Genomic DNA, 23,667 nt, shown 5'->3' with positions numbered 1-23,667 from the left:
CGGGCTGTTTCGCATTCAGGATTTGCCGTAAACGCCGCGCTGGAATAGGCTTCGGGCATGAACCCAGGCCCCACTGCCAAGGTCGCCGCAGCCCCCGCTGCCGCCGTACCCGACTACGTCCTCCAGCTTGAACGCGCCGCCCACTACCTGCCGCCGGAACAGCTGCCGCTGCTGCGCCGTGCCTGGGAAGTCGGAGCCGCCGCGCACGCCGGGCAGACGCGCAAGTCGGGCGAACCCTATATCACCCATCCGGTGGCGGTGGCGCAGGTGCTGGCCGAGCTGGGCCTGGACGTGGAAGCGCTGATCGCCGCGATCCTGCATGACACCATCGAAGACACCCCGCTGACCCGCGAGGCACTGGCCGCCGAGTTCGGCGAAGCCGTGGCCGAGCTGGTCGACGGCGTGACCAAGCTGGACAAGCTGAAGTTCCGCGATCGCCAGGAAGCGGCCGCCGAGAGCTTCCGCAAGATGCTGCTGGCGATGTCGCGTGACCTGCGCGTGATCATGATCAAGCTGGCCGACCGCCTGCACAACATGCGCACGCTGGGTGCGCAGAGTCGCGAAGCACGCGGCCGCATCGCCCGCGAGACGCTGGAGATCTACGCGCCCATCGCCCAGCGCCTGGGCATGAGCCTGGTCAAGAGCGAGCTGCAGAACCTGGGCTTCAAGGCGCTGTACCCGTGGCGCCACGCCATCATCGAAAAACACATCCGCAGCCAGCCGGTGGTACGCCGCGAGGCGATGGCGCAGGTGGAAGTGCAGCTGTCGCAGCGCCTGGCCAAGGAGGGCATCGAGCACCGCCTGGTCAGCCGCATCAAGACGCCGTGGAGCATCTACAACAAGATGCGCGACGAGAACAAATCCTTCGACCAGGTGATGGACGTGTTCGGCTTCCGCCTGGTCGTGCGCAGCGTGCCCAGCTGCTACCACGCGCTGGGTTCGGTGCATGCCACCTTCAAGCCGCTGGATGGCCGCTTCCGCGATTTCATCGCCATTCCCAAGGCCAACGGTTACCAGTCGCTGCATACCGTGCTGTTCGGGCCGTATGGCTCGCCGATCGAAGTGCAGATCCGCACCGAGGAAATGGACCTGATCGCCGAGCGTGGCGTGGCCGCGCACTGGACCTACAAGTTCGGCGGCGATTCGCCCAACAGCGCGCAGAGCCGTGCACATGCCTGGATCGTCGAACTGATCGACTCGCAGCGCGCCGCCGGTTCCTCGCTGGAGTTCCTCGACAACGTCAAGGTCGACCTGTTCCCGGACGAGGTCTACCTGTTCACGCCGAAAGGCAAGATCCTGGCCCTGCCGCGCAACTCCACCGCGCTCGATTTCGCCTACGCCGTGCATACCGACGTCGGCAACATGGCGGTGGCCTCGCGCGTGGACAAGAAACTGGTGCCGCTGCGCACCAAGCTGGTCTCGGGGCAGTCGGTGGAGATCATCACCGCGCGCTCGGCCACGCCGAAACCGCAGTGGCTGGAATTCGTGGTCACCAGCAAGGCGCGCACCGCCATCCGCCACCAGCTCAAGCAGCTGGAGCACGAAGACGCCGTGCAGCTGGGCCACCGCATGCTGGACCGCGCGCTGGAAGCGATGGATTCCTCGCTGGAGCGCCTGCCGAAGGGGCGCCTGGACGCGTTCCTTACCGAACACCGCTTCCCGCGCCTGGAAGCCCTGCTGGCCGAGGTCGCACTGGGCAACTGGATGCCGACCCAGGCCGCGCAGGCACTGATGGCCTACGCCGAACTGCGGGGCGGCCCGCATTCGCGCCACCATTCGCAGGAAAAGATCCTGATCAACGGCAGCGAGCGCGGCGTGGTCACCTTCGCCGGCTGCTGCCAGCCGATTCCCGGCGACGAGATCATGGGTTACCACACCGCCGGCAAGGGCATCGTGGTGCACCGCATGGACTGCCCGAACCTGGCCGAGCTGCGCAAGTCGCCCGAGCGCTGGGTGCCGATCGGCTGGGACACCACCGTTTCCGGCGACTACGACACCTCGCTGGTGGTGGAAGTGGAGAACGGCACCGGCGTGCTGGCGCAGCTGGCCGCGGCGATCGCGCAGAGCCACTCCAACATCGAGCGCGTGGATTACCTGGACCGCGACTTCAACGCCGCCGTGCTGGCGTTCAACATCCAGGTACGCGACCGCAACCACCTGGCCGAAGTGATGCGGCGCCTGCGCCGCCTGTCGGTCGTGCAGTCGGTACGCCGCCAGTAGAGCCACGCCATGGGTGGATGCTTTCTGTAGAGCCGAGCCCATGCTCGGCTGCTCCAGCCCGAGGCAGCCGAGCATGGGCTCGGCTCTACAGACGGCGCATCACATGACCGGATTGCCGTAGATCCACGCCATGCGTGGATGCACCCCCAGCCGGTACAATCACCGCTCTGTTTTCCCCCAACCCACCGGAGCGACCATGTCCCGCCAGATCATCAACACCGAAAAGGCTCCCGCCGCCATCGGCCCGTACTCGCAGGCCGTGCGCGCTGGCAACACCGTGTATTTCTCCGGCCAGATTCCGCTGGACCCGGCCACCGGCGACATCGTCGGCGTGGGTGACGTGGAAGCGCAGGCCCGCCGCGCCTTCGACAACCTCAAGGCCGTGGCCGAAGCCGCCGGTGGTTCGCTGGACAAGGTCGTGCGCCTGGGCCTGTACCTGACCGATCTGGGCGAGTTCGCCAAGGTCAACGCGGTCATGCAGGACTACTTCCAGGCCCCGTACCCGGCCCGTTCCACCATCGAAGTCTCCGGCCTGCCGAAGGGCGCCAACTTCGAGGTCGACGCGGTGATGGTCATCGACTGACCGCAACGTGGCACGCAAGGCGGCGGTCACCCCGGTCCTGTCACCGTCCGGCGAAGCATCCCTGGCGATGCTCGCTGGCGTCGGTCCGGCCGTGGCCGCCAAACTGCAGGCGCGTGGTCTGGCCACCCTGCAGGATCTCTGGCTTCACCTGCCGCTGCGCTATGAAGACCGCACCCGGCTGACCCGCATCGAAGACCTGCGCAACGGCGTGCCGGCGCAGGTGGAGGGGCGGGTGGTCGCGGTCGAGCGCGGCATGCGCTACCGGCCGATGCTGAAAGTGGCGGTGGAAGACGAAGGGCAGGGCACCCTGGTGCTGCGCTTCTTCCATTTCCGCCAGCAGCAGGTCGGCCAGTTCGCGGTCGGCAACCGGCTGCGCTGCTTCGGCACGCCCAAGCCCGGCCACCTTGGCCTGGAAATCGTCCACCCCAGCTACCAAGTGCTGGGCCGCAACGACGATCCCGAACTCGGCGACCGCCTCGACCCGGTGTATCCCACCGTCGAAGGCGTGGGCCCGATGACGATGCGCAAGCTGATCGGCCAGGCGCTGGACCGCCTGCCCGAGGAAAGCACGCTGGAACTGCTGCCCAGTGGCTGGCTCGATGGCCTCGGCCTCCCGTCGCTGCGCAGCGCGCTGCTGACCGTGCACCGGCCGCCGCCGGATGCCGATCTGGCCGCGCTGGCCGCCGGCACCCATCCGGCCCAGCGCCGCCTGGCGATGGAAGAACTGCTGGCCCACCACCTCAGCCTGCGTCGCCAGCGCATCGCGTTGCAGGCACACCATGCACCGCCGCTGGCGGGTCCGGGCAAGCTGGCCAAGGCGCTGCTGAAGCAGTTGCCGTTCGCACTGACCGGCGCACAGGCGCGCGTGTTCAAGCAGATCCGCGAAGACCTGTCGCGCCCCAGCCCGATGCTGCGGCTGGTGCAGGGCGATGTCGGCTCCGGCAAGACCGTGGTCGCCGCGCTGGCGGCGATGCTGGCGGTGGAGCAGGGCAAGCAGGTCGCATTGGCCGCACCCACCGAGCTGCTGGCCGAGCAGCACCTCAACAACCTGCGTGGCTGGCTGGAACCGCTCGGCGTGCGCATTGCGTGGTTGGCCGGCAAGGTCACCGGCAAGGCGCGCGCCAAGGTGATGGAACAGGTCGCCACTGGCGAAGCGCAGGTGGTGGTCGGCACCCACGCGCTGATGCAGGACGCGGTGGTGTTCCAGGACCTGGCCCTGGCCATCGTCGACGAGCAGCACCGCTTCGGCGTGCACCAGCGGCTTGCCCTGCGCGACAAGGGGGCAGGCGCAAACAGTGTGCCGCACCAGCTGGTGATGACCGCTACACCGATTCCGCGCACGCTGGCGATGTCCGAGTACGCAGACCTGGATGTCTCGGCCATCGACGAACTGCCGCCGGGGCGTACGCCGGTGCAGACCGTGGCATTGAACAACGACCGTCGCCCGGAGCTGATCGAACGCATCGCCCTGGCCTGCCAGGAAGGGCGGCAGGTGTACTGGGTGTGCACGCTCATCGAGGAAAGCGAAGAGCTGGATGCCACGCCGGCGCAGGCCACCTACGAATCGCTGCAGGCGCTGCTGCCCGGCGTGCGCGTGGGGCTGGTGCATGGCCGCCTGAAAGCCGCGGAAAAGCAGGCCACGATGGTGGCGTTCAAGGCCGGCGAGATCGATCTGCTGGTGGCGACCACCGTCATCGAAGTGGGCGTGGACGTACCGAATGCCTCGCTGATGGTGATCGAGAATGCCGAGCGCCTTGGCCTGGCCCAGCTGCACCAGCTGCGCGGCCGCGTCGGTCGTGGTTCGGCGGTGTCGCGCTGCGTGCTGCTGTATCAGGCCCCGCTCTCGCAGATGGCACGCGAACGCCTGCAGACCATGCGCGAAACCAACGATGGTTTCGTCATTGCCGAAAAGGATCTGGAACTGCGCGGCCCCGGCGAACTGCTGGGCACGCGCCAGACCGGCCTGGCTGGCTTCCGCATTGCCGATCTGGCCCGCGACGCTGGCCTGCTGCCCGGCGTGCACGATCTGGCCGAGCGCCTGCTGGCCCAGCAACCCGCGCTGGCCGACCGCGTGGTGCAGCGCTGGATCGGCACCGCCGTGCGCTACGCCTCGGCGTAACAGCCGAAGGGGTCAGACCTCTTTGCTGCGCAAAGGGCTCTGACCCCCTCCACGACGAAAGTGCACGCCCCGGTAGCGCCGGGCCATGCCCGGCGGCCGTTCGCGCAGGGGGGGCGCAACGGCGTGGATCTACGGCGCGGCCACCTTCGCTTCCGCATCGCGCGGGGTGCCGTAATCGTCCAGCCACTGGAACGCGACCGTCGCGGGGGTGCCCGCACCGGCCGGCAGCGGCAGCATGGCCTGTCCCCCCGGTGCGATCATGTCCACTTCCAGCGTGCGGCCATCCGGCAGCGTCAGCGTGCTCAGCGTCACGTGGTAGGCGCTGGGGTTGCTCACCTGAAGCGCATTACCCTCAGCACGCCACTGCAGCTGGCCCGCCGCCTCGCGGGCGCTGCCCGGCAACCCCGCCGGCCGATGGAACAGCTTCACCCGCGTGCGCACGGCAAACTGCAGCAGGTTCTTGCCGGCGGCGTCGCTGGGCTTGGGAGGAATATCCAGCAGATTGAAATAGAACACCGATTCGCGATCGGTTGGCAGCGGCTGTTCCGAAGGCCGCGGTGCATAGGTCACGCGGTAGGCCTGGCCCTGATGCGCCTGCAGCAGGCGCGGCTCGGCGGGCGTCAGCCGGAACGGCGTACGCACATTCTCCGGGCGGGCATGGCTGTCGCCATCATCGATCCAGACCTGCACCATGGCCGCCTGCTCGCCGCCGTTGGTGGCCTTCACCGTGACATCCCGGCCCTGCGCGGCGTCGTGCACGATACGCGTGCCCTGCAGCGTCACCGCTGCCGATGCCGGCAGCGCCAGTGCGCCAGCCAGCAGCGCGGTTGTCCACGTCATTGCACGGATCTTCATTCGATCATTCTCGGGTAATGAACGCGCCGCCGCGGCGGCGCGCGGGGGCTTACTTGTAAAGCACCACGAAATCGCCGGATGCGTTGGCGGTGCCGGCCTTCGCATCCTTGCCGGGCGAGGAGTACCAGGCGGTGTAGTCCAGCTGGCCCTTGCCGGCGGCCGGGATGTTCACCCACTGCAGCGGATCGTCGCCCAGCTTCTGGTGGTTGCCGGCAGCGTCGTACAGCGCCACGCCCACGTTGCTTGCGGTGGAGGCCGCCGTCAGTGCTAGGTTGCCGGTGCTGCCATCGGGCGTACCGCCAAAGCGCACCCCCACGTCCTGCGCGGCACCGGCACCGGTGCAATCCAGCACGATGCTGAAGTTCTTCATGCCGGCACGCTCAGCGCCATTCACCCACGCCACATCCACCTTGCCCATCGGCACGGTGATGGTGCCGCCGGTGGCATCCACCGCGCAGGTGCTTGCCATCAGTTCGCCGGTGATTTCCAGCTTCTCTGCGAACGCAGTGGGCGACAGGGCCAGCGCAAGCGTACCAGCGGTGATCAGGTTCAATCGCTTTGACATGGGAATGTCCTTAGGTTGGGAAACAGAAGGGCCACACGGGGTGGTCCAGTCACGGTGCACACTGTTCCCGGACGCTGGACGCGTTGAAATGCAATTAGTTGCAAAACGCTTGTGCGTTCATTGCATTCGTGCTTTCGGTAAAGCGGTGGGTCAGAAAACGACGTGTCGGGCCGGGTGCGTCACTAGCCTCAGGGTGCAAAGCAAGCTGCAAGTCATTCGATTGACAGCCGGATCTCGAGTGCACGAGCCTGAATTGCCCTGAAACAAGCGCATTGGTGAATTCCACGCGCCGCAGCGCCCCGCTGTCGTTTTGCAACAAATTGCATGTGATCATGCCAAGGCGCTGCCTACGATGCGGCCTCCTCGAACACGAGCGATGTCGGTTTTGCCCGCATCGAATGACCGCCGCCATGCTTCAGCGCCCCTTGCATCTCCATGCGTTGCACGCCCCTTCCAGCTGTCCGCTGGGGCTGGCCATTGCCATTGCCCTTGCGATGGCGATCGCCAGCCAGGCGGTTGCCAATGAAGTGGCGCCTCTGGAGTTCAGTGAGGGCTTCCTGATCGGTGGCAAGGCCATCGACATGCAGCGCTATGCGCACGGCAACCCGATGGAGCCGGGCGTGTATCCGTTGGACGTCATCATCAACGGCCAGTACCTGGACACGCGCGATATCACCTTCGTGCAGGCGCCGGAACCGCTGGGGGCTACCCCGTGCCTGCCGGCCGGGCTGGTGCGTGGTCTGCCGTTGAAGGCGGCCTATCTGGATGCGCTGGACCCTGACGATGAAAGCTGCGTCGCGCTGCCGGCGCTGGTCGAAGGTGCCACCGTCGAATTCGATGCCGGCAACCTGCAGCTGCTGGTGAACGTGCCGCATGCGGCGCAGGCGCGCAACGCGCGCGGCTACGTGGCGCCGGCGCAGCGTGACCATGGTGTCACGGCCGCTTTCTTCGATTACAGCCTCAACCACAGCCGCAGCCACGGCCAGCAGGACACCTATCTCGGCCTCAATACCGGGGTGAATCTGGGCGCATGGCGGCTGCGCCACCGCGCGTCCTTCAGCCAGGGCACCCATGGCTCGCGCCACGATGTCATCAGCAGCACCCTGCAGCGCGATCTGCCGGCATGGAATGCGCAGCTGCTGCTGGGCCAGGGCAATACCGGTGGCGAACTGTTCGAGTCACTGTCGTTCACCGGTGCACGCGTGGCCAGCGATGAGCGCATGCTGCCCGATTCGCTGCGTGGCTTTGCGCCGGTAGTGCAGGGCATTGCCGAGACCAATGCCGTGGTCACCATCCGCCAGAACGGCCACGTCATCCACGAGGTGAGCGTTGCGCCGGGTCCGTTCTCGATCGAGGACCTGTACCCGACCAACTTCGGTGGCGACCTGGACGTCACCGTCACCGAGGCCGATGGCCGCCAGCAGCAGTTCAACGTCAGCTTCTCGGCGGTGCCGCAGGCGCTGCGCCCTGGTGCCAGCCGCTTCAGTGCCACCGCCGGTGAACTGCGCGACGCACGCGGCACGCGCCAGGCCCTGCGCTTTACCGAAGCCACCTATGCGCGAGGCATCAGCAACCACTTCACCGCGCTGGGCGGCGTGCAGATCGCCGAAGGCTTCCAGTCCGCGCTCTTCGGCGGCGCCATCAACACGCCCATCGGTGCCTTCGGTGCCGACATCACCCATGCACGTGCGCACCTGGGTAACGGAACGCAGATGGCCGGCAACAGCTTCCGGCTGAACTACCAGCGCTACATCGCTGAAACCGGTACCAACGTCGGCCTGGCCGCGCTGCGCTACAGCACCCATGGCTACCTGGGCCTGAATGATTTCGCCCAGGTATACAACGATGACTGGGGGTTTGCCGGCCGCGCGCGGCAGCGCTTCCAGATCAACTTCTCGCAGCGTCTGGGCGAACGCAGCACGCTCTCGCTCAGCGGCGGGCACGTGCGCTACTGGGACGGCGCGCAGCAGCAGAACGATCTGCAGCTGCGCTTCCAGACCCGCATCGGCCGCGCCAACCTGGGTCTGTCGGCCATGCGCCTGCGCGTGGGCGAGGGCCGCCAGGACACCCGCTATGCCGCCACCCTCAGCCTCCCGCTGGGCACGGCACCGCGTGCGCCGCGCCTGAGTGCGCAGCTGGCCCAGTCCGACCGCGGTCAGCAGGCGCAGTTGGGTGTCAGTGGCAGCGCCGGCGCGGATCAGCAGTTCAGTTACAGCGTGTCCGCCAGTGAGGCCAGTGACGCTGCGGGCAGCACCAGCGCCTATGCGTCCTACCGCGGCGGCCATGGCACGGTCACCGCCGGCTACAGCCGCTCGGGTGATTACAGCTCCGTCAATGCCAGCGCTGCCGGCAGCGTGGTGATGCACCGCGGCGGCGTCAACTTTGGTGCGCCGGTGGGCGATGGCTTTGCCCTGGTGCAGGCTGACGGCGCGCAGGGCGCCCGCATCGGCTACGGCAATGAGGCACGCGTCGGCCGCAACGGCTATGCCCTGCTGCCGCATGTCAGCCCTTACCAGTGGAACCAGATCGAGCTGGACCCGTCCGGCCTTTCGATGGACGTGGAACTGTTGCAGACCTCGCAGCGGGTGGCACCCACGGCCGGCAGCATCGTGCGCGTGGCCTTCAATGCCACCCGCGAGCGCACGCTGTTCATCGATGCCACCGATGCCCTTGGCCAGCCGCTGCCGTTTGCCGCGCGAATCGAGGATGAGAGCGGCCGCAGCTACGGCGCCGTGGGGCAGGGCGGGGTGATCCAGCTGCGCGGCGCGCCCGAGCAGGGCCAGCTGATTGTCGATCCAGAGGGGCCGCACCGCTGCCGCCTGCACTACACCACGCCGGCTGCGCCCGATGCCTACGGCCTGTCGTGGAGCCAGTCGGTCTGCGCGCCGCTGCCAGCCCCCAGCCCTGCGTTGCAGGCCGCCCTGGACGCGGTTGAGCCCACGTCCTTCTGATGTCCTGACTTCATTCTTCTGATCCAAGGAGCACCTGCATGAACCTGTTCAATCGCCTGGCCCTGTGCACCGCGCTGCTGGCGGCTGCACCGCTGGCGCTGGCCGACACCGCCACCCTCACCATCAGCGGGCGGGTGCTGCCGGGCACCTGCACACTCACCGATGCGACGATCGCACTTGATGAGGTCAAGGCCAGCGACCTGACCCCGGGCACCGACAGCCAGATCAAGGCCGGCGCACTGGAATTCACAGGCTGCGTGGGTGTCAGCAAGGCGGTGCTGTCCTTCGCCGGCACCGCCGCCGATGGCGATGCTACACGTTGGAAGAACACCGCCACCGCAGATGCGGCCGGTGGCGTATCGATCTCGCTGCTGTCCGGCACCAGCGGCAGCACCTACCTGAAGGACGGCGACACCGGCATCGACGTGCCGGTTACCGGTGCCACGGCGCGCTACGACCTGCGCGCAGCGTACTTCCTCCCGACCGCGCAGGCGCCGAGTGCAGGCCTGGTCTCCACTGAAATCCTTGTTACGGCGGATTACGAATGAGCATCAGGGCAACAATCGCGGCGGCGGGAAGTTCAAGTCCGGCACGCCGCATTTCGCATCTGAATCGCATGCGCCTGGCTGCAGTGAGCAGCCTGCTGTGCCTGCTGGGCATCAGTGCCACGGCTGCGGCCTGCACGGGAGGCACCGCCCGCCCATTGAACTTCGTCAGGACTTACACATCCTCGCCACCGTACGAACGACGTGAGATGGATTATCGCGCGGGGGTTGCGTGGTACGACAACTGCGGTCCGAGGATGTCGGACATGATACTTACCCTCGACATGCCTGGACTGAGGGCCGCCGGTACCATCGTCTACCAAGGAAAGACGGTGCCGGTGTTCGATTTCGCAGATGATTCGCCGCTGTTCGGGTTCGTGTTTTTCCAGGCTCTGGCATGGCCAGAAGTGGCCCTCACGCCGGGTACTGCCACGGCCTACGTGCTGGATGCAGGCAGCGGCCCCATGACGGCCACGTTCAACCTGCGGGTGGTAGCGTTCTCGCGCAAGGCCCCGATGCGGACCTACGCGATGGCCGGGAGCCTGCAGATGGAGACGCCGGATTTTCCATCGCTCAACATGACAATGCCGATCCAGATCGAGCTGACCTTCCCGCACGCGACATGCCCCCTGCAGGACGCCACGGAAAGCCTGCGCGACGTCAACTTCGCCGAACTGACGTCGCCAGGCAGCACCGCAGCAGAAAAGGTGGTTGCGATACGCATGGACTGCGGCGCCAGCGTGCCCCGGGCGAGGATGTCGCTGCATGACGCTGCAGATGCGTCGAACACCGGTAGTCAGCTGACCCCGGTGGCGGGCTCCAGCGCCGGCGGCGTGCGTGTGCAGCTGCTGCGTGCCGGCAAAGAAGTGCAGTTCGGCCAGCAGTGGGATTTCGACCCCGGCGTCGGCGGCACCCATGATCATGCGTTCACCGCACGCTACTACCGCACGACCGATGCGCTTACGCCCGGCATCATCAACGGTGAGGCTGTGCTCGACGTCGACTACTGGTAGTGGGTGACCGTCTGGCATCCACGCATGGCGTGGATCTACCCCTCAGTAGCGCCAGGCCGCCCACGACGGCCTGACGCACCTGCTTCACCAAGCGTAGGAAACACTTATGCTGCCGCCAACCTCCCGGTAGCCATGGTCCCCGCGCATCAGGCCAAGGCCGCCCCAGGCACTCAGGCCGGATCGGAAGTCGAGCCGTGCGCCAGCTTTCAGCTCATAGCGGTTGCGCGGAATACCGGCCTTCAGCACTTCATCGTCGAAGGCCATGCCGTCGTTGGCCCCGTCGCGGTACCAGTTGGCCAGCAGATAGGGGCTGACCGAAGCGCCGGCCGTGCTGTGGCCCTGGCCCTGCAGACGCACGCCCAGCCGGCCAGACAGGCCGCTGTCGCCCAGGCTGCGGACCACCGTGCCATTGTCCTCTTCGTGGCGGTCGGTGCGGGCGTCGGTGTACACCAGCTGCACTTCCGGCTGCAGGCGCAGTGTGGTCGTACCGATCTGGCCGATATCGAAGCCATAGCCTGCTTCCAGAGACGACTGCCAGAGATCGGCGTCGTAGCGTTCTTCGGCCAGGCCGTCACCCTGCACACGGTTGCGGAACTGCCCGCGCTGCACGCTGGCATCCACATACAGGGCGTCGCTGGCCCAGTTGCCATACACGCCCAGCGCACCGCCTTCCACCTTGCCGCGTGCGCTGAATCCGGTAATGTCCGAGCGCGAAGTGGCGCTGCTGCGTGCAGCGGTGCCCATCACGCCGATGCGGCCACGGCTGTCATCGAACACGCCGATGTCCGCGCCCAGCTGCAGGCGCGAGCGGTGCACCCGCAGGTCAAGCTGGTCATCCACGGCGCCCAGTCGGCTCTGGGCAGACTCCACCCGTGCCCAGCCGCGGATGCCATCGGGCGCTGCAGCGTCGCCCTGGCGGTCGCGGTAGGTGTGGCGCAGCAGCCGGTCCAGCGCAAACTGGTTGGCCAGGTAGGCGCCGGTTTCCGGTCGCAGGATCGGCGGCGGAGGCTCGATCGGGTCCACCGGATCAATCGGCGTGCACTCGGGCAGGCTCGGGTCAATCACGCACGGGTCCGGCTTGGCGGTCAGTTCCGAGCGCAGATACCAGTTGCCATTGGCATCCTTGACCAGGAAGTACTCGTATTGCCCACCCACTGCGCGGCCGACCAGGTCGAACTGCGCATTGGAGGCACCGCCGATATCGATCAGTTCGATACCGCGGTCGGTCTTCGCGCCTGCACCGCCGGCATTGAGGACGCGCACGTTGGCCTGGCCGCTGGCATCGCCCGCGATCACCAGCCGGTCGGTGAGTGCGCTGTCGTCACCCAGCTGGGTATTGAACAGCAACGTGCCGCCATTGCCAGTGAAGGTATCCAGGCGCAGCGTGTTGAACGCGGTGCCGTTGCCCAGCGCCACCGTGCCGCCCGCACCGAGCGTGAGCCGGCCGACGGTGCTGTCGCCGGTCATCAGCCAGGTGCTCTCGCTGCCGATATCGGCCGAGGTCACATTGATGAAGCGGCCATCGATCTGTGCACTGTTGCGCAGGACGACATTGACGCTGGCGGCAACGTCGGCCGCATCAAAGCGCACGTTGCCCGCCAGGCGGGCGTCATCCACGGTGAAATTCACCGTGCTCTCGCCCGGCAGGGTGGCGCCGTTTTCCGTGTTGACCAGCAGCAGGTTGCCGTCTCCGCCACGCAGCTGCGAGTCATTGGCGACGGTAATATCAAACACGCTGGGCGCATCCACGGCAACGCGGATCGCGGCGCCGCGCCCCGATTCCACCGTCGATCCGTCCACGCCCAGGCGGATCACCGGCGTGGCGTAACGGGTACCCCACAGCAGCGCGCCAACGTTGGCCGCCTCGATCCGCGATCCATTGATGAGGTCTGCCTGGCCATGGGTCATGCGCAGGCCAAGACCACTGCCGATATCGCGGGGCGTCTCCGTATCGGCCACCCTGATCAGGGTGGAATCGATCCTCGCTTCGCCATTGAACGAGGCCGAGCTGGCGGCGCTGTATGCCATGTCGACGCCGATGGACAGCAACTGTCCCGGCCGCATGCCGTCGGGCGCAACCAGGATCTGGCTGTCAACCAGATGTACCCGCGCACGATCATTTACATGGATCCCGCCGCCGCGGAACGTGGTAGAAATTGCCTGCAGACCCGCATCTCCGTTGAGGCTCACCGCATGCTGGGAGGTGCCGCTGCGGTTGACGATGGCGCGCTCCAGATAAACGCGTGACGTGTCCTGGGCGCTGATTGTGTTGGCTTCGCCGCCCAGCACTTCCAGCAGGGAGTCATTGATCAACCGCCATTCCTCGACCGGGTCTCCCGGCTGCACCCGCGCGAAACCATCGTCCAGGTCACCGGCCCACGCGGCAGTGATCGGCGTCAGGGAAAGGGCGGTAATCAGGCTGCGTACCAGCAGGCGGACTGAAGGGGCGTGGGCCCCGCCGTTGTAGACGCGCATGGATCTCTCCTCTATCCCAGAAATGGCCAGACAGTGGTGCTGGATGGTCGCAAGCGTGCGTTCAGGCGCGTTCAGGCTTGTGACGTATACCCTGACCGTGTGAAAAAAATGAAAAATGATGCCCGCTGATCCCCAACAGATACGGGTTGAACCCGCCGTGGCATGTCTTGATCGGCACGAAGTCTGGGCTGACGGGAGGCGCCTGCCCATGCAAAAAGTTGCAAACCTCCGGTCACCCGGCTGCCGGGTAGGGGGATGTTCAGAGCATTGAACCCGGTAGCGCCGGGCCATGCCCGGCGGCATTTCACTGCCATCCCTGTAGAGCCAAGCCCACGCTCAGCTGCGTTTCGCGCAGGGGTCGGATCCCTTTGGGCAGCAAAGAGCTCTGACCCCATCTCCGTCGCATTTGCCCCCGGGGCAGGGTGGTCTTGCAACGGTCATCAACCCGGTCCACACTTCGTTGCCGATCTGAAGACGGCAACGATGACCCACAAGATCCCGCTGTTGATCGACACCGACCCTGGTGTGGACGACGCCCTGGCCCTGCTGATGGCCTTCGCTGATGAACGGCACGACGTGGTCGCCCTGACCATCGCCGCCGGTAATGTCGGCCTCGAGTACACCGTCCGCAACGCCCTCAAGCTCTGCGACATCGTCGGCCGCACCGACGTCCCGGTGTTTGCCGGCAGCCCCGATCCGCTGCTCCATCCCTCCGTCGACGCTGCCCACGTGCATGGCCGTGATGGCTACGGCGACGTGGACCTGCCGCCGCCCAGCCGCCAGGCCGAAACCGAGCACGCCGCGCTGGCCATCCTGCGCCTGTCGCACGAGCACGCCGGCGAACTGATGCTGGTGATGCTCGGCCCGCTGACCAACCTGGCGCTGGCGCTGAAGCTGGATCCGACCCTGCCTCAGCGCATCAAGCGCATCGTGGTGATGGGCGGTGCCGTCACCTGCCACGGCAACATCACCCCGGCCGCCGAGTTCAACATCGCCTTCGACCCGGAAGCGGCGCACGTGGTGTTCACCTCGTTCAAGCACCTGCTGGTGTCGGACTGGGAAGCCACCGTCGCCCACGGCCTGCCGCTTGAGCAGGCCGAGCAGTGGCTGCAGGCCGATTCCGATCGCGCCCGCTTCTACGAGCTGATCTCGCGCAAGACCCGCGCGCTGTCCGAAGACGCCAAGGGCGGCCGCTGGTACACCGCCGATGCGGTGGCCATGGCCTGGGCGCTGAACCCGGAAGGGCAGCTGCAGGTGGAATCGCGTCCGCTGAACGTGGAACTGAACGGTACGTTCAGCCGCGGTGCCACCATCGTCGACTGGAACCGCCAGACCGGCCAGCCGGACAACTGCGATCTGCTGATGGCCTACGACCAGCAGCGTTTCGAGGCGCTGGTGCGCCAGGCCCTGGGCGCGGACTGAGGTCGATTGACCGGCAACCGGTTGCCCCGGGCGGCAACCGGTGCTTATAATGCCGCTCTTGACCACCAGCCCATTTACGGTGTGAGCCCATGAAGGCCGATATCCATCCGAACTACCGCGACGTCGTCTTCCATGACGTCACCTCCGATTTCAAGATCCTGACCCGCTCGACCATGGCGACGAAGGAAACCATCAAGTGGGAAGACGGCAACGACTACCCGCTGGTGAAGGTTGAAATTTCCTCGGCTTCGCACCCGTTCTACACGGGCAAGCACAAGGTCATCGACACCTCGGGCCGTATCGACAAGTTCCAGAAGCGCTACGCGCGCTGATCTGTCGATCCAGCTTCGAACCGACGGCCGCGCTCTGCGCGGCCGTTTGTTTTTCCCCAACGCCAACCCAACGGGCGTTTGGATGGACGGAACACTGCGTTCGTGTGACAACGCGTTTGCCGATCCGGGCCGCTCAACGGCCGGCGTCTGGCCGCCTGTCGTATACGACTTCTGTCTAGCGCCGGGCAAATGCTGCTGTGCGATAATGACCTGATCCCCGGCACAGGCCGAGGACGTCATTCACGTGCCTGACCAATGCGCTTGGGCAGGCGCCTTCCCATGAAGGAGCGCACACAGTGTCCGATCTTGATCAGGTCACGCTCAACGCCGGCGATAAGTCGGTCGTTCTGCCCGTCATCAAACCCACCCTTGGCAACGACTGCGTCGACATCGCGAAGCTGACCAAGGAAACGGGGTATTTCACCTACGATTCCGGCTTCACCGCGACGGCCAGCTGCAAGTCCGCCATCACCTACATCGACGGCGACAAGGGCGTGCTGCTGTACCGCGGCTACCCGATCGAACAGCTGTCGGAAAAGTCGAGCTACGTCGAAGTGGCCTACCTGCTGATCAACGGCGAGCGCCCGAGCGCCGAGCAGCTGAAGGCCTTCACCGATGAGCTGGCTGCCGAAGCCAACGTCGACGATTCGATCAACACCCTGATCGGCAGCTTCGCCAAGGATGCCCATCCGATGGCGATCCTGGCCGCTGCGATCGCGCAGCTGTCGGCCATCTACCACGACTCGCTGGACCTGTCCGACGCCGAACAGCGCCGCCAGGCTGCCGTGCGCCTGATCGCCAAGGTGCCGACCCTGTCGGCGCTGATCTATCGCCACGGCAAGGGCCTGCCGGCCAACAAGCCGGACACCTCGCTGGACTACGTCAGCCGCTTCCTGAAGCAGACCTTCGAGTCGGCTGACGGCCAGTACGATCTGAACCCGGACGTGGTCAAGGCGCTGGACCTGCTGTTCATCCTGCACGCCGACCACGAGCAGAACGCCTCGACCTCGACCGTGCGCCTGGTCGGTTCGACCGGTGCCAACCCGTACGCGTCTGTCGCCGCTGGCGTCACCGCGCTGTGGGGTCCGGCCCACGGCGGTGCCAACGAAGCCGTGCTGAAGATGCTGGAAGAGATCGGCACTGCCGACAACGTCGAGTCCGCCGTGGTCAAGGCCAAGGACAAGACCTCCGGCTTCCGCCTGATGGGCTTCGGCCACCGCGTGTACAAGAACTTCGACCCGCGCGCCAAGGTCATCGGCGAGATGACCAGCAAGGTGCTCAAGCAGCTGGGCGTGCAGGATCCGCTGCTGGACGTGGCCGTGAAGCTGGAACAGGCCGCGCTGCAGGACGAGTACTTCGTCGCCCGCAAGCTGTACCCGAACGTCGATTTCTACAGCGGCATCATCTACAAGGCGCTGCAGATCCCGACCGAGATGTTCACCGTCATGTTCGCCCTGGGCCGTACCTCCGGCTGGGTGTCGCATTGGCTGGAACAGCAGGTCGACCCGGAAATGAAGATCGGCCGTCCGCGCCAGGTCTACACCGGCAGCGACGTGCGCGACTACCAGGGCTGATCGCCCGAGGTCATTCGTGAGAAGAACGCCCCGCATCCGCGGGGCGTTTTTTTTTTTGCCGCCACCCCGGTGGGTGCCAACCTTGCTTGGCACGCGCTTCACCGCGCAAAGACCGCGTGATTCAAGGGTCTCGCCAGCTTCACAACCGCTCGCGCAGCCTCAGGACGCCAGCTGCATCCGCAGCACCTGAAATGGAGCGTCCACCCCATGAGTACCCGATTCGACCCACCCGAGCGCGGCCCGCTCGGTCCCGATGTCGCCACTGTCGTCACCGCCCCCATCGTCGCCCCTCCCAGCGAAAGCGCCGTGTCCTGGGGCGCGATCTTCGCCGGTGCCGCCGCTGCCGCCGCACTCTCCCTCATCCTGCTCATCCTCGGTGTCGGCCTTGGCCTGTCCTCGGTATCGCCGTGGTCCTTCGAGGGGGTCAGCAAGGAAACCTTCGGCTGGTCCAGCATCGCCTGGCTCACCTTCACCGCGCTGGCCGCCTCCGGCCTGGGGGGCTATCTCGCTGGTCGCCTGCGCACCAAGTGGACGCAGATCCACGGTGATGAAACCTACTTCCGCGATACCGCACACGGCTTCGTGTCGTGGGCCGTCGCCACGCTGTTGACTGCGGGCCTGCTGACCTCGGCCATCGGCGGCGTGCTCGGCACGGGCGCGAAGGTGGCCGGCGCCACTGCAGGCGCCGCTGCGTCCACGGCCGGCGTAGCCGCCGCAGGTGCCGGTAGCGCCGCCGCGGCCGCACCGGAAGGCGACCTCAACTATTGGGTGGATTCGCTGTTCCGCAACGCCACCCACCCGGGCGCGGATGTCGCAGATGCACCGCCGGCGCCGCCCGCACCCGGCACGGCGCCAGGCAACGGCCCAATGGACCCGGCCGCGCCGCCGCCGGTCGCCAGCCCTGGCCCGCGCGATGCGCGCATGGCGCAGCCGCCGCGCCCGATGCCGGGCGGCGGCCCAATGGGCGACCGTCGTGAGGTGCGGGCCGAAGTGAACCGCATCATCGTCAACAGCCTGCAGGGCGATGGCCTCGATCCGGCCGACACCCAGTACCTGTCGCAGCTCATCGCGCGCGAGACCGGCATGAGCCCGGCCGAAGCGCAGGCCCGTGTGACCGATGTGCAGACGCGCATGCGTGCCGCGCTGGAGAAGGCAAAGACCACCGCCAAGCAGGCGGCCGATGATGCGCGCAAAGCAACGGCTTACGCCGCACTGTGGCTGTTCATCACCCTGCTGATCGGCGCGTTCTTCGCCAGCCTCAGCGCCACCTGGGGCGGCCGCCGCCGCGACCTGTAACCCGCATTCCATGCAAGGAGACCTGCCATGAAAATGATTCTGCTCTGGCTGTTGGGCGTGCCGATTCCGCTGCTGATCCTGTACGCGATTTTCTTCTGATCGCACGTGTTTGAATGCTCTGACCATCAGGCCGCCGCAAGGCGGCCTGATGCGTTTGGCATCCGTGTAAACAACCCACGCATGGCGTGGATCTACTGGGCGCTCGCTCTCCATCCGGTAGCGCCGGGCCATGCCAGCCGGTTGTTGGCGCAATCGACCACTCTCCACGCCTTCCTCGCAAACGCGCAATGCATCTTCTTGCATTCTGTAGTGAGGCAAGTTGCATTCAGTCGGATCATTGAGCCGCGTCGAGGAATGCGCTTAACAATCCGCGATTTAGGAATCGTTGAATGGATTCGGAATAGGGCGGATTTCTACCATTGTCTCCGTCGCCACTTTCCCACCCGGAAGTCGCGGCGCTTCCCTCCCTCCTCCTCCTCCTCCTGGGAGGGAAGCTCTCCCTTTACTGTCCGAGAGAGACAACCCGATGAACGCCATTCTGAAGAAGGCCGCGCTCGCTGCAGCGCTGGTCACCGCGTCGCTGTCCGCGCACGCCGCTGAATCCCACATCCAGGTCTACGCCGATGTCGACCTGACCCTGGCCCTGCTGAAGGAAGACGGCAGCGCGCTGCCCACCGAAGTGCGCCTGAACCATGTGCCGGGCCTGGGCCTGACCCCCTACACCGAGCGCGTGCGCATCTACACCAACGACGAAGACATGGACGTGGGCGTGCGCTTGATCACCGCGCCCAGCTTGGTCCGTACCACCGGCGCGGCACCGGCCGTGCCGCTCACCGTCAGCCTCATGGGGCGCGCGCTCACCGTGGCCGAGCAGGACTTCCTGGCTTCGGATCTCTATAGCGGTGCGCTGGAAGGCCATTCGGTTGTGCTGGATCTCACTATCGGCCAGACCAGCCAGGCCCCGTTGACCGTGGCTGGCAAGTACGAAGGCATGGTCAGCATCGCGATGGTGCAGAAGGCCGGCACCCCGTAACACCCTGTGCCGGCCCGCACGCCGGGCCGGCCTTTCCAGGCCATTCCCCATGAAAGCCCACGCACCCGCCGTCACCCGGCTGGCGATGGCGCTCGCCTTGTCGATGGCCACGCCGCTGGTCGCGGCACGCGGCGTCCCCGCCGGTTTCGAAGATCTGGTCGAAGGCCAGACCGAACAACTCGACATCCGCCTGTTCGGCCGCAGCGCCGGGCTGTCGCCCGTGCGCGTCACTCTGGAACATGTGCAGGTGGAAGATCCCGCACGCGTGTTGCAGGCGCTCGATCTTCCCGCCGAGGCGCAGGCCGTGCTGCTGCCGGCGCTGTCGCAGCCGCTGCCGCGCAACAGCCACCTGGCCTGCCGCTACGGCAGCGGCACCGCCGGCTGCGGCTATCTGGATCCGCCGGAAGACCCCGCGGCCGTGCGCGCGCTGTACGACGAAGGCGAGGGCGCATTGCGTCTGTTCGTGGCCCGGCAGTGGATCCGCGGCGAGCCCGCCAACGATCGCTTCCACCAGATCAGCCGCAACGCCGAAAACGCCTTCCTGCACCAGCAGACCCTCAATTTCAGCGGCGGCCGCGGCTATCAGGCGCTCACCGCGCAGGGCGCCGGCACGCTGGGATTGTTCCAGCGCGGCCACGCCAAGGTCGATTGGAACTTCAACAGCCAGCAGTACCGCGGTGGCCGCCGCCGCCAGGATTTCCAGTTCGACAATGCCTATTACCGCCACGACCTGGGCCAGCAGCACTACCTGCAGGCCGGGCGCATGGACCGCCGCAACCTGTCCAGCCCGCAGGGCGGCACCTTCAGTTTCAGCATGCTGCCGATGGACCGCTTCCAGGGCCTGCGTGTGGGCACCACCCAGGCCTACGTGGATGCTGACGCTGCCGTGCAGGCTACGCCGCTCACCGTGCTGCTGGCACGCGATGCCCGCGTGGATGCCTTCGACGGCGAACGCCTGCTGCAGACCTTCTACCTGCAGGCCGGCATCAACGAACTGGACACCCGCCGCTTTCCGTTCGGCAGCTACACCGTGATGCTGCGCATCTACGAAGACGGCGTGCTGGTGCGCAGCGAAGACGCGCCGTTCGACAAGGGCGGCAACTGGGCCAACGGCAGCGTGCAGTGGTTCCTGCAGGGCGGCCGCCGCAACGAGCGCCGCGATGATCGCTTCAACGATGAACTGGCGGCCATGGCCGGCCTGCGCGTGCCGCTGGGGCGCGATGCGGCAGTGACCGCTGGTGTGGCTGACCTCGGCGGCTTCAGCTATGGCGAGCTGCGCCTGGACCTGCGCCGGCAGTTTGAGACCCAGGATATACGCGCCACCTTCAGCGGCCTGCGCGGCAGCGATGGCAGCAGTGGCCAGCAGCATCAGCTGTCGTACCGCCGCCATGCGTCGTGGAATGTTTACCACCAGCGCCTGCGTGGGCAGGCCTGCCAGTTCAACGATGATGCGCGCGACCGCCTGGGCTGCGCCGATTCACTCAGTGCTTCGGTGTCGCTGCCACTGGCAGGCGGCAGTGCCTACTTGGCCTACACCAAGCGCCAGACCTGGAGCCGTGGCGCGCTGCTGCGCGACGAATGGGACGACCCCATGGCCGGCCTTGACCCGCTGCTGTCGTGGCAGCCGCGCTACCAGCGCGAACCACGGCAGAGCCGCACCTGGCAGGCCAGCTACAACCGCATGCAGCGCTGGCAGGAATTCAGCGTGTCCGCGCGCGTGGGCGTGTGGCAGCAGCACAGCCGCAGCCGCCTTAATGGCGATCGCGACCGTGGTGTGTTCCTCAGCCTGTCCTTCAGCCGCCTGCAGCGCCGCGATATCGGCTCATCGCAGCGGCGCTACAGCGTGGACATGCGCCAGCCGCAGCACGCGCGCCCGGAAGTGAACTACAGCGCCTCGCAGACCCTGCGCCAGGAAGTGGATACGCAGTTCCGCGAGGCCACGCTGGAAGTGCGCGGCAACAACAACGAACGCTACAGCGCATCGCTGGGCGGGCAGCTGCAGAACCGCCTGGGCCACACCTCGATGGCGGTGGCGCACTACGCGCAGCACGGCCGCGATGAACTGTCCTACAGCGCCACGCACAGTTCCGGGCTGGCGCTGGGTCGCCACGGCTTCTACTGGGGCGGCGGCGTGGGCGCCGATGCCGGCCTGGCCGTGCAGGTGGATACCGTGGACGACCTGGAACTGACCGGCGTGGCTGCCGAACTGCAGGTGGGCGGCATGCGCCGGCAGAAGCTGGCGCTGGGCGAGCGCCGCCTGCTGCCGCTGTCGGCCTACCAGTCGCACCGCGCCGAAGTGCAGGACGCCAGCGCCCTGGGCAGTGATGCCGCCATCCGCGTGAGCGGCGTGGGTGGCGCGCGCCCGCTGTTCCTGGCGCCCGGCCGCCTGCTGCGCCTGCCGGTGCCGATCGAGGTGACCTACACCTTCATCGGCAACGCCCGCGACGTGGCCGGCGTGCCGCTGGGCGGCGCCCGCATCCTCAACGCACCGGTGCCCGGCACCGGCGCCAACGGCGGCTTCGTCGCCGATTTCCCGCGTCGCGAACGCACGCTCTACCTGCTGCAGGACGACCGCCTGCTGCACTGCCCACTGCAGGTGCGCGAGCGCCGCAGCGTGGTGATGCTGGTCGGCGCCGTGCACTGCGAACCGCTGGCCGTGGCCCAGCTGCCGGCGGAAATCCGCCAGCAGGCCCGCGTGACCCGGTTGCTGCAGGAACAGGCGCTGATGGCCGCCACGCCGCAGACCGCAGCAGCAGGAGGTACGCCATGAACCGGCGTGGAGTGTGGGTGGTGATGGTGATGAGCGCACTGATGGTGCTGGTGTGCGTGCCGAAGGCGTGGGGGCAGAGGCCGGCGGACGTCGAGCCTCTACGAGGCACCGTCGAGCAGAAAGTGGTGCAGGCATGGGACAGAGCTTCAATCCCTGGCGAGATAGTGCTGCTTCCCGCAAGAACAGTCCTGGGTAATGACTTGGACGTGACCAAGCACTATCGCTCGCTACATCTTGTTTGTGACTCCGAACATGACTCGCGTAATGGTCGATGCTTGGCGGCAGGTAATGATGAGAACGGATCTGGGCACAGTCGCGTGCTGCTTGAGTTCGTTGAGCAGAGAAGTGGGTTGACCACGGCCATAGATGTTGTCGGATACCTGCAGCGAATTGAATCGGTCAATCGTTGTGAGCCGAGCTTCTGGAGCAGATACGAGCGCCCTATTTGGACTAGGTACGGGGCCGTCTGCGGAGCTTCACTTCAGTCCGGCACGGGAGTAGCCCTATCTGTGCCCGCAAGTTCGCTTGAAGCGCTTGTTGCTGGGCGTTGGACGGCTTCGTTGCGATTGAATCTGCGCAGTTCAATCGAGAGCTTCGCCACATACATCTTCAACTTTGACTTCACCATCACCGACCACAATGCCGCATCCATCTATTTCCCCCAATTCGAAAGCACCACCCCGCTCGTAAACCTCGACGCCCGCTACGACCCCATCCAACAAACCGTGGGTGGTCGCACGGTCGTGGACATGTGCCTCTACGACGGACTCGGCTCGCAAGCCTCCTACCTGGCCGTAACCGCGCGCGATATAAGCCCGCGCTCGGCAGGCAACAGCGGCTTCTCGCTCTGGCACGACAGTAGCGGCAGCGACCCCAGCCAACGCCTGGATTACACCGTCACGCTGGATCACAACGGCGCACGCGTACCGCTCAACAACGGCGTCGAAGAACAACTGACCGGTATCGACAGTTCGCAACTGCGGCTGGTGATGCTGCCCGGCATGAGCCAGCCGGTGTTCTGCGTGAACACGCCGATGACGCTGGACATGCCGCGCGTGCCGTCGACCTCCAAACGCTCAGGCATCTATTGGGGTGACCTGCAGCTTGAACTCCGTGTGCCTGCCGGCACGCCCTGATCCCAAGGAGATTCCATGAAAGCCCTTGCCCTCTTCCTGTTGCCGCTGTCATTGCTGCTGGCGCTGCCTGCGCAGGCCAATCTGACCGTGCACCCCATGCGTTCGTCGGTGGACGCCAAGCGTGGCACGCAGATCCGCATCTACTCGCAATCCACAAAGCCGCAGTACATCCAGGCGTCGCTGAAGCGCATCGACGACGCGGCCGACCCCGGCGAGCACGAAGTAGACGTGGAATCCAGCGAAGCCGCCATCGCCATTACCCCCGGCAAGTTCGCGCTGGCCGGTGGCGGCAACCGCCTGATCCGGGTCATCCCGCTACAACCGGTGCAACAGGAAACCGCGTACCGCGTGTACTTCGAAGGCGTGCGTGGCCCGGAGGAATCTGGCGTGGATTCCACCGAGAGCGCGCAGGCCAACGTGGGCGTGAATCTGGTCTGGGGCGCACTGGTGAATGTGCTGCCCGCCGACGGCACCGTGCTGCCGCGCGTGCACGGCCGAACCCTGCGCAACGAAGGCACCCTGCGCCTGGGCATCACCAGCATCTCCGACTGCGAAGGCACGCGCTGCACCGCCCATGCGGTGTCGCGAAGCCTGTACCCGGGAAGCGAACTGACCCTGCCGTTCGAAGTGTTGCCCGGCCATAGCGTGCAGCTGCGCTACCGGCTCAGCCGCGATGGCTACCGCGAGCACGTACAGACCCTTTCCCCCTGATCCCCACACCCCGCCGCGCGCAACGGTGCCGGCGGGTCGCTTTTCCTTCCATTGTTAAGGAGAACCA

The 23,667-nt window shown here is 66.4% G+C and carries 17 protein-coding genes; 14 read left to right on the top strand and 3 right to left on the bottom strand.

From position 1 onward, the window contains the following. Window positions 1-57: 57 nt before the first annotated feature. The 3 genes from QP512_RS16430 to recG all read left to right on the top strand — a co-directional run bounded on the left by QP512_RS16430 (window position 58) and on the right by recG (window position 4,922). Window positions 58-2,220 (top strand): bifunctional (p)ppGpp synthetase/guanosine-3',5'-bis(diphosphate) 3'-pyrophosphohydrolase, encoded by a 2,163-nt coding sequence (locus QP512_RS16430; RefSeq protein WP_110713471.1) that lies wholly within the window; start codon window positions 58-60, stop codon window positions 2,218-2,220. Between the two features lie 196 nt (window positions 2,221-2,416). After that, window positions 2,417-2,803 carry a RidA family protein gene (locus tag QP512_RS16425; RefSeq protein WP_286069712.1) on the top strand — a complete coding sequence of 129 codons (387 nt, stop codon included), beginning with the start codon at window positions 2,417-2,419 and terminating at the stop codon, window positions 2,801-2,803. Between the two features lie 7 nt (window positions 2,804-2,810). After that, a complete protein-coding gene (recG, locus tag QP512_RS16420; RefSeq protein WP_286069711.1) occupies window positions 2,811-4,922 on the top strand; it encodes an ATP-dependent DNA helicase RecG in 2,112 nt (703 codons plus the stop codon). A 129-nt stretch (window positions 4,923-5,051) separates the two neighbouring features. Here the strand turns inward: recG and QP512_RS16415 are convergent, their stop codons facing one another. Together QP512_RS16415 and QP512_RS16410 are read right to left on the bottom strand one after the other, a co-directional pair. Then, a complete protein-coding gene (locus QP512_RS16415) occupies window positions 5,052-5,762 on the bottom strand; it encodes a fimbria/pilus periplasmic chaperone (protein WP_286069710.1) in 711 nt (236 codons plus the stop codon). A gap of 64 nt (window positions 5,763-5,826) precedes the next feature. Then, window positions 5,827-6,342, bottom strand: coding sequence for a fimbrial protein (locus QP512_RS16410; RefSeq protein ID WP_286069708.1), 516 nt, complete (start codon window positions 6,340-6,342; stop codon window positions 5,827-5,829). A 410-nt stretch (window positions 6,343-6,752) separates the two neighbouring features. Between QP512_RS16410 and QP512_RS16405 the strand changes: the two genes are divergently transcribed. The 3 genes from QP512_RS16405 to QP512_RS16395 are packed head-to-tail and all read left to right on the top strand — an operon-like array spanning window position 6,753 to window position 10,851. Continuing rightward, on the top strand, window positions 6,753-9,293 hold the full coding sequence (locus QP512_RS16405) for a fimbria/pilus outer membrane usher protein (RefSeq protein ID WP_286069706.1): 2,541 nt from the start codon (window positions 6,753-6,755) through the stop codon (window positions 9,291-9,293). A 38-nt stretch (window positions 9,294-9,331) separates the two neighbouring features. Next, complete coding sequence (locus tag QP512_RS16400) at window positions 9,332-9,841, top strand: fimbrial protein (protein WP_286069705.1); 510 nt, start codon at window positions 9,332-9,334, stop codon at window positions 9,839-9,841. Further along, window positions 9,838-10,851 carry a fimbrial protein gene (locus tag QP512_RS16395; RefSeq protein ID WP_286069704.1) on the top strand — a complete coding sequence of 338 codons (1,014 nt, stop codon included), beginning with the start codon at window positions 9,838-9,840 and terminating at the stop codon, window positions 10,849-10,851. The genes QP512_RS16400 and QP512_RS16395 overlap by 4 nt, the downstream gene beginning before the upstream one ends. Window positions 10,852-10,935: 84 nt before the next feature. Here the strand turns inward: QP512_RS16395 and QP512_RS16390 are convergent, their stop codons facing one another. Further along, window positions 10,936-13,326 (bottom strand): autotransporter outer membrane beta-barrel domain-containing protein, encoded by a 2,391-nt coding sequence (locus QP512_RS16390; protein ID WP_286069703.1) that lies wholly within the window; start codon window positions 13,324-13,326, stop codon window positions 10,936-10,938. A gap of 483 nt (window positions 13,327-13,809) precedes the next feature. On the opposite strand from QP512_RS16390, the gene QP512_RS16385 reads away from it, so the two are divergent. The 8 genes from QP512_RS16385 (at window position 13,810) to QP512_RS16350 (ending at window position 23,600) form a co-directional block, all read left to right on the top strand. After that, window positions 13,810-14,748 (top strand): nucleoside hydrolase, encoded by a 939-nt coding sequence (locus QP512_RS16385; RefSeq protein ID WP_286069701.1) that lies wholly within the window; start codon window positions 13,810-13,812, stop codon window positions 14,746-14,748. Window positions 14,749-14,837: 89 nt separating this feature from the next. Continuing rightward, the gene (locus QP512_RS16380) at window positions 14,838-15,080 is read left to right on the top strand and encodes a type B 50S ribosomal protein L31 (protein ID WP_010484049.1); all 243 of its coding nucleotides are present in this window, start codon (window positions 14,838-14,840) and stop codon (window positions 15,078-15,080) included. A 296-nt stretch (window positions 15,081-15,376) separates the two neighbouring features. Next, window positions 15,377-16,654: a citrate synthase gene (locus QP512_RS16375; protein ID WP_049404024.1), complete on the top strand. Its 1,278-nt coding sequence runs from the start codon at window positions 15,377-15,379 to the stop codon at window positions 16,652-16,654. Between the two features lie 207 nt (window positions 16,655-16,861). Then, the gene (locus tag QP512_RS16370; RefSeq protein WP_286069700.1) at window positions 16,862-17,950 is read left to right on the top strand and encodes a hypothetical protein; all 1,089 of its coding nucleotides are present in this window, start codon (window positions 16,862-16,864) and stop codon (window positions 17,948-17,950) included. Window positions 17,951-18,476: 526 nt separating this feature from the next. After that, window positions 18,477-18,983 carry a CS1 type fimbrial major subunit gene (locus QP512_RS16365; RefSeq protein ID WP_286069699.1) on the top strand — a complete coding sequence of 169 codons (507 nt, stop codon included), beginning with the start codon at window positions 18,477-18,479 and terminating at the stop codon, window positions 18,981-18,983. A gap of 49 nt (window positions 18,984-19,032) precedes the next feature. Further along, window positions 19,033-21,753, top strand: a complete 2,721-nt coding sequence (locus tag QP512_RS16360; RefSeq protein WP_286069697.1) for a TcfC E-set like domain-containing protein — start codon at window positions 19,033-19,035, stop codon at window positions 21,751-21,753. Then, window positions 21,750-22,889, top strand: a complete 1,140-nt coding sequence (locus tag QP512_RS16355) for a CfaE/CblD family pilus tip adhesin (protein ID WP_286069696.1) — start codon at window positions 21,750-21,752, stop codon at window positions 22,887-22,889. The genes QP512_RS16360 and QP512_RS16355 overlap by 4 nt, the downstream gene beginning before the upstream one ends. A 15-nt stretch (window positions 22,890-22,904) precedes the next feature. Then, window positions 22,905-23,600, top strand: coding sequence for a pilus assembly protein (locus QP512_RS16350; protein ID WP_286069694.1), 696 nt, complete (start codon window positions 22,905-22,907; stop codon window positions 23,598-23,600). The last annotated feature ends 67 nt before the right edge of the window (window positions 23,601-23,667 follow it).

Origin of the sequence: Stenotrophomonas sp. 57 (genome assembly GCF_030291075.1) — a bacterium.
In the GTDB taxonomy this organism is placed as follows: Bacteria; Pseudomonadota; Gammaproteobacteria; order Xanthomonadales; family Xanthomonadaceae; genus Stenotrophomonas.
This window is presented reverse-complemented; position numbering and strand designations above follow the sequence as displayed.

Bases quoted from the DNA above. Each gene is read 5' to 3' on its own strand.
- QP512_RS16430 (WP_110713471.1), top strand. From the start codon at position 58: ATGAACCCAGGCCCCACTGCCAAGGTCGCCGCAGCCCCCGCTGCCGCC.
- QP512_RS16425 (WP_286069712.1), top strand. From the start codon at position 2,417: ATGTCCCGCCAGATCATCAACACCGAAAAGGCTCCCGCCGCCATCGGC.
- QP512_RS16415 (WP_286069710.1), bottom strand. From the start codon at position 5,762: ATGACGTGGACAACCGCGCTGCTGGCTGGCGCACTGGCGCTGCCGGCA.
- QP512_RS16410 (WP_286069708.1), bottom strand. From the start codon at position 6,342: ATGTCAAAGCGATTGAACCTGATCACCGCTGGTACGCTTGCGCTGGCC.
- QP512_RS16405 (WP_286069706.1), top strand. From the start codon at position 6,753: ATGCTTCAGCGCCCCTTGCATCTCCATGCGTTGCACGCCCCTTCCAGC.
- QP512_RS16400 (WP_286069705.1), top strand. From the start codon at position 9,332: ATGAACCTGTTCAATCGCCTGGCCCTGTGCACCGCGCTGCTGGCGGCT.
- QP512_RS16395 (WP_286069704.1), top strand. From the start codon at position 9,838: ATGAGCATCAGGGCAACAATCGCGGCGGCGGGAAGTTCAAGTCCGGCA.
- QP512_RS16390 (WP_286069703.1), bottom strand. From the start codon at position 13,326: ATGCGCGTCTACAACGGCGGGGCCCACGCCCCTTCAGTCCGCCTGCTG.
- QP512_RS16385 (WP_286069701.1), top strand. From the start codon at position 13,810: ATGACCCACAAGATCCCGCTGTTGATCGACACCGACCCTGGTGTGGAC.
- QP512_RS16380 (WP_010484049.1), top strand. From the start codon at position 14,838: ATGAAGGCCGATATCCATCCGAACTACCGCGACGTCGTCTTCCATGAC.
- QP512_RS16370 (WP_286069700.1), top strand. From the start codon at position 16,862: ATGAGTACCCGATTCGACCCACCCGAGCGCGGCCCGCTCGGTCCCGAT.
- QP512_RS16365 (WP_286069699.1), top strand. From the start codon at position 18,477: ATGAACGCCATTCTGAAGAAGGCCGCGCTCGCTGCAGCGCTGGTCACC.
- QP512_RS16360 (WP_286069697.1), top strand. From the start codon at position 19,033: ATGAAAGCCCACGCACCCGCCGTCACCCGGCTGGCGATGGCGCTCGCC.
- QP512_RS16355 (WP_286069696.1), top strand. From the start codon at position 21,750: ATGAACCGGCGTGGAGTGTGGGTGGTGATGGTGATGAGCGCACTGATG.
- QP512_RS16350 (WP_286069694.1), top strand. From the start codon at position 22,905: ATGAAAGCCCTTGCCCTCTTCCTGTTGCCGCTGTCATTGCTGCTGGCG.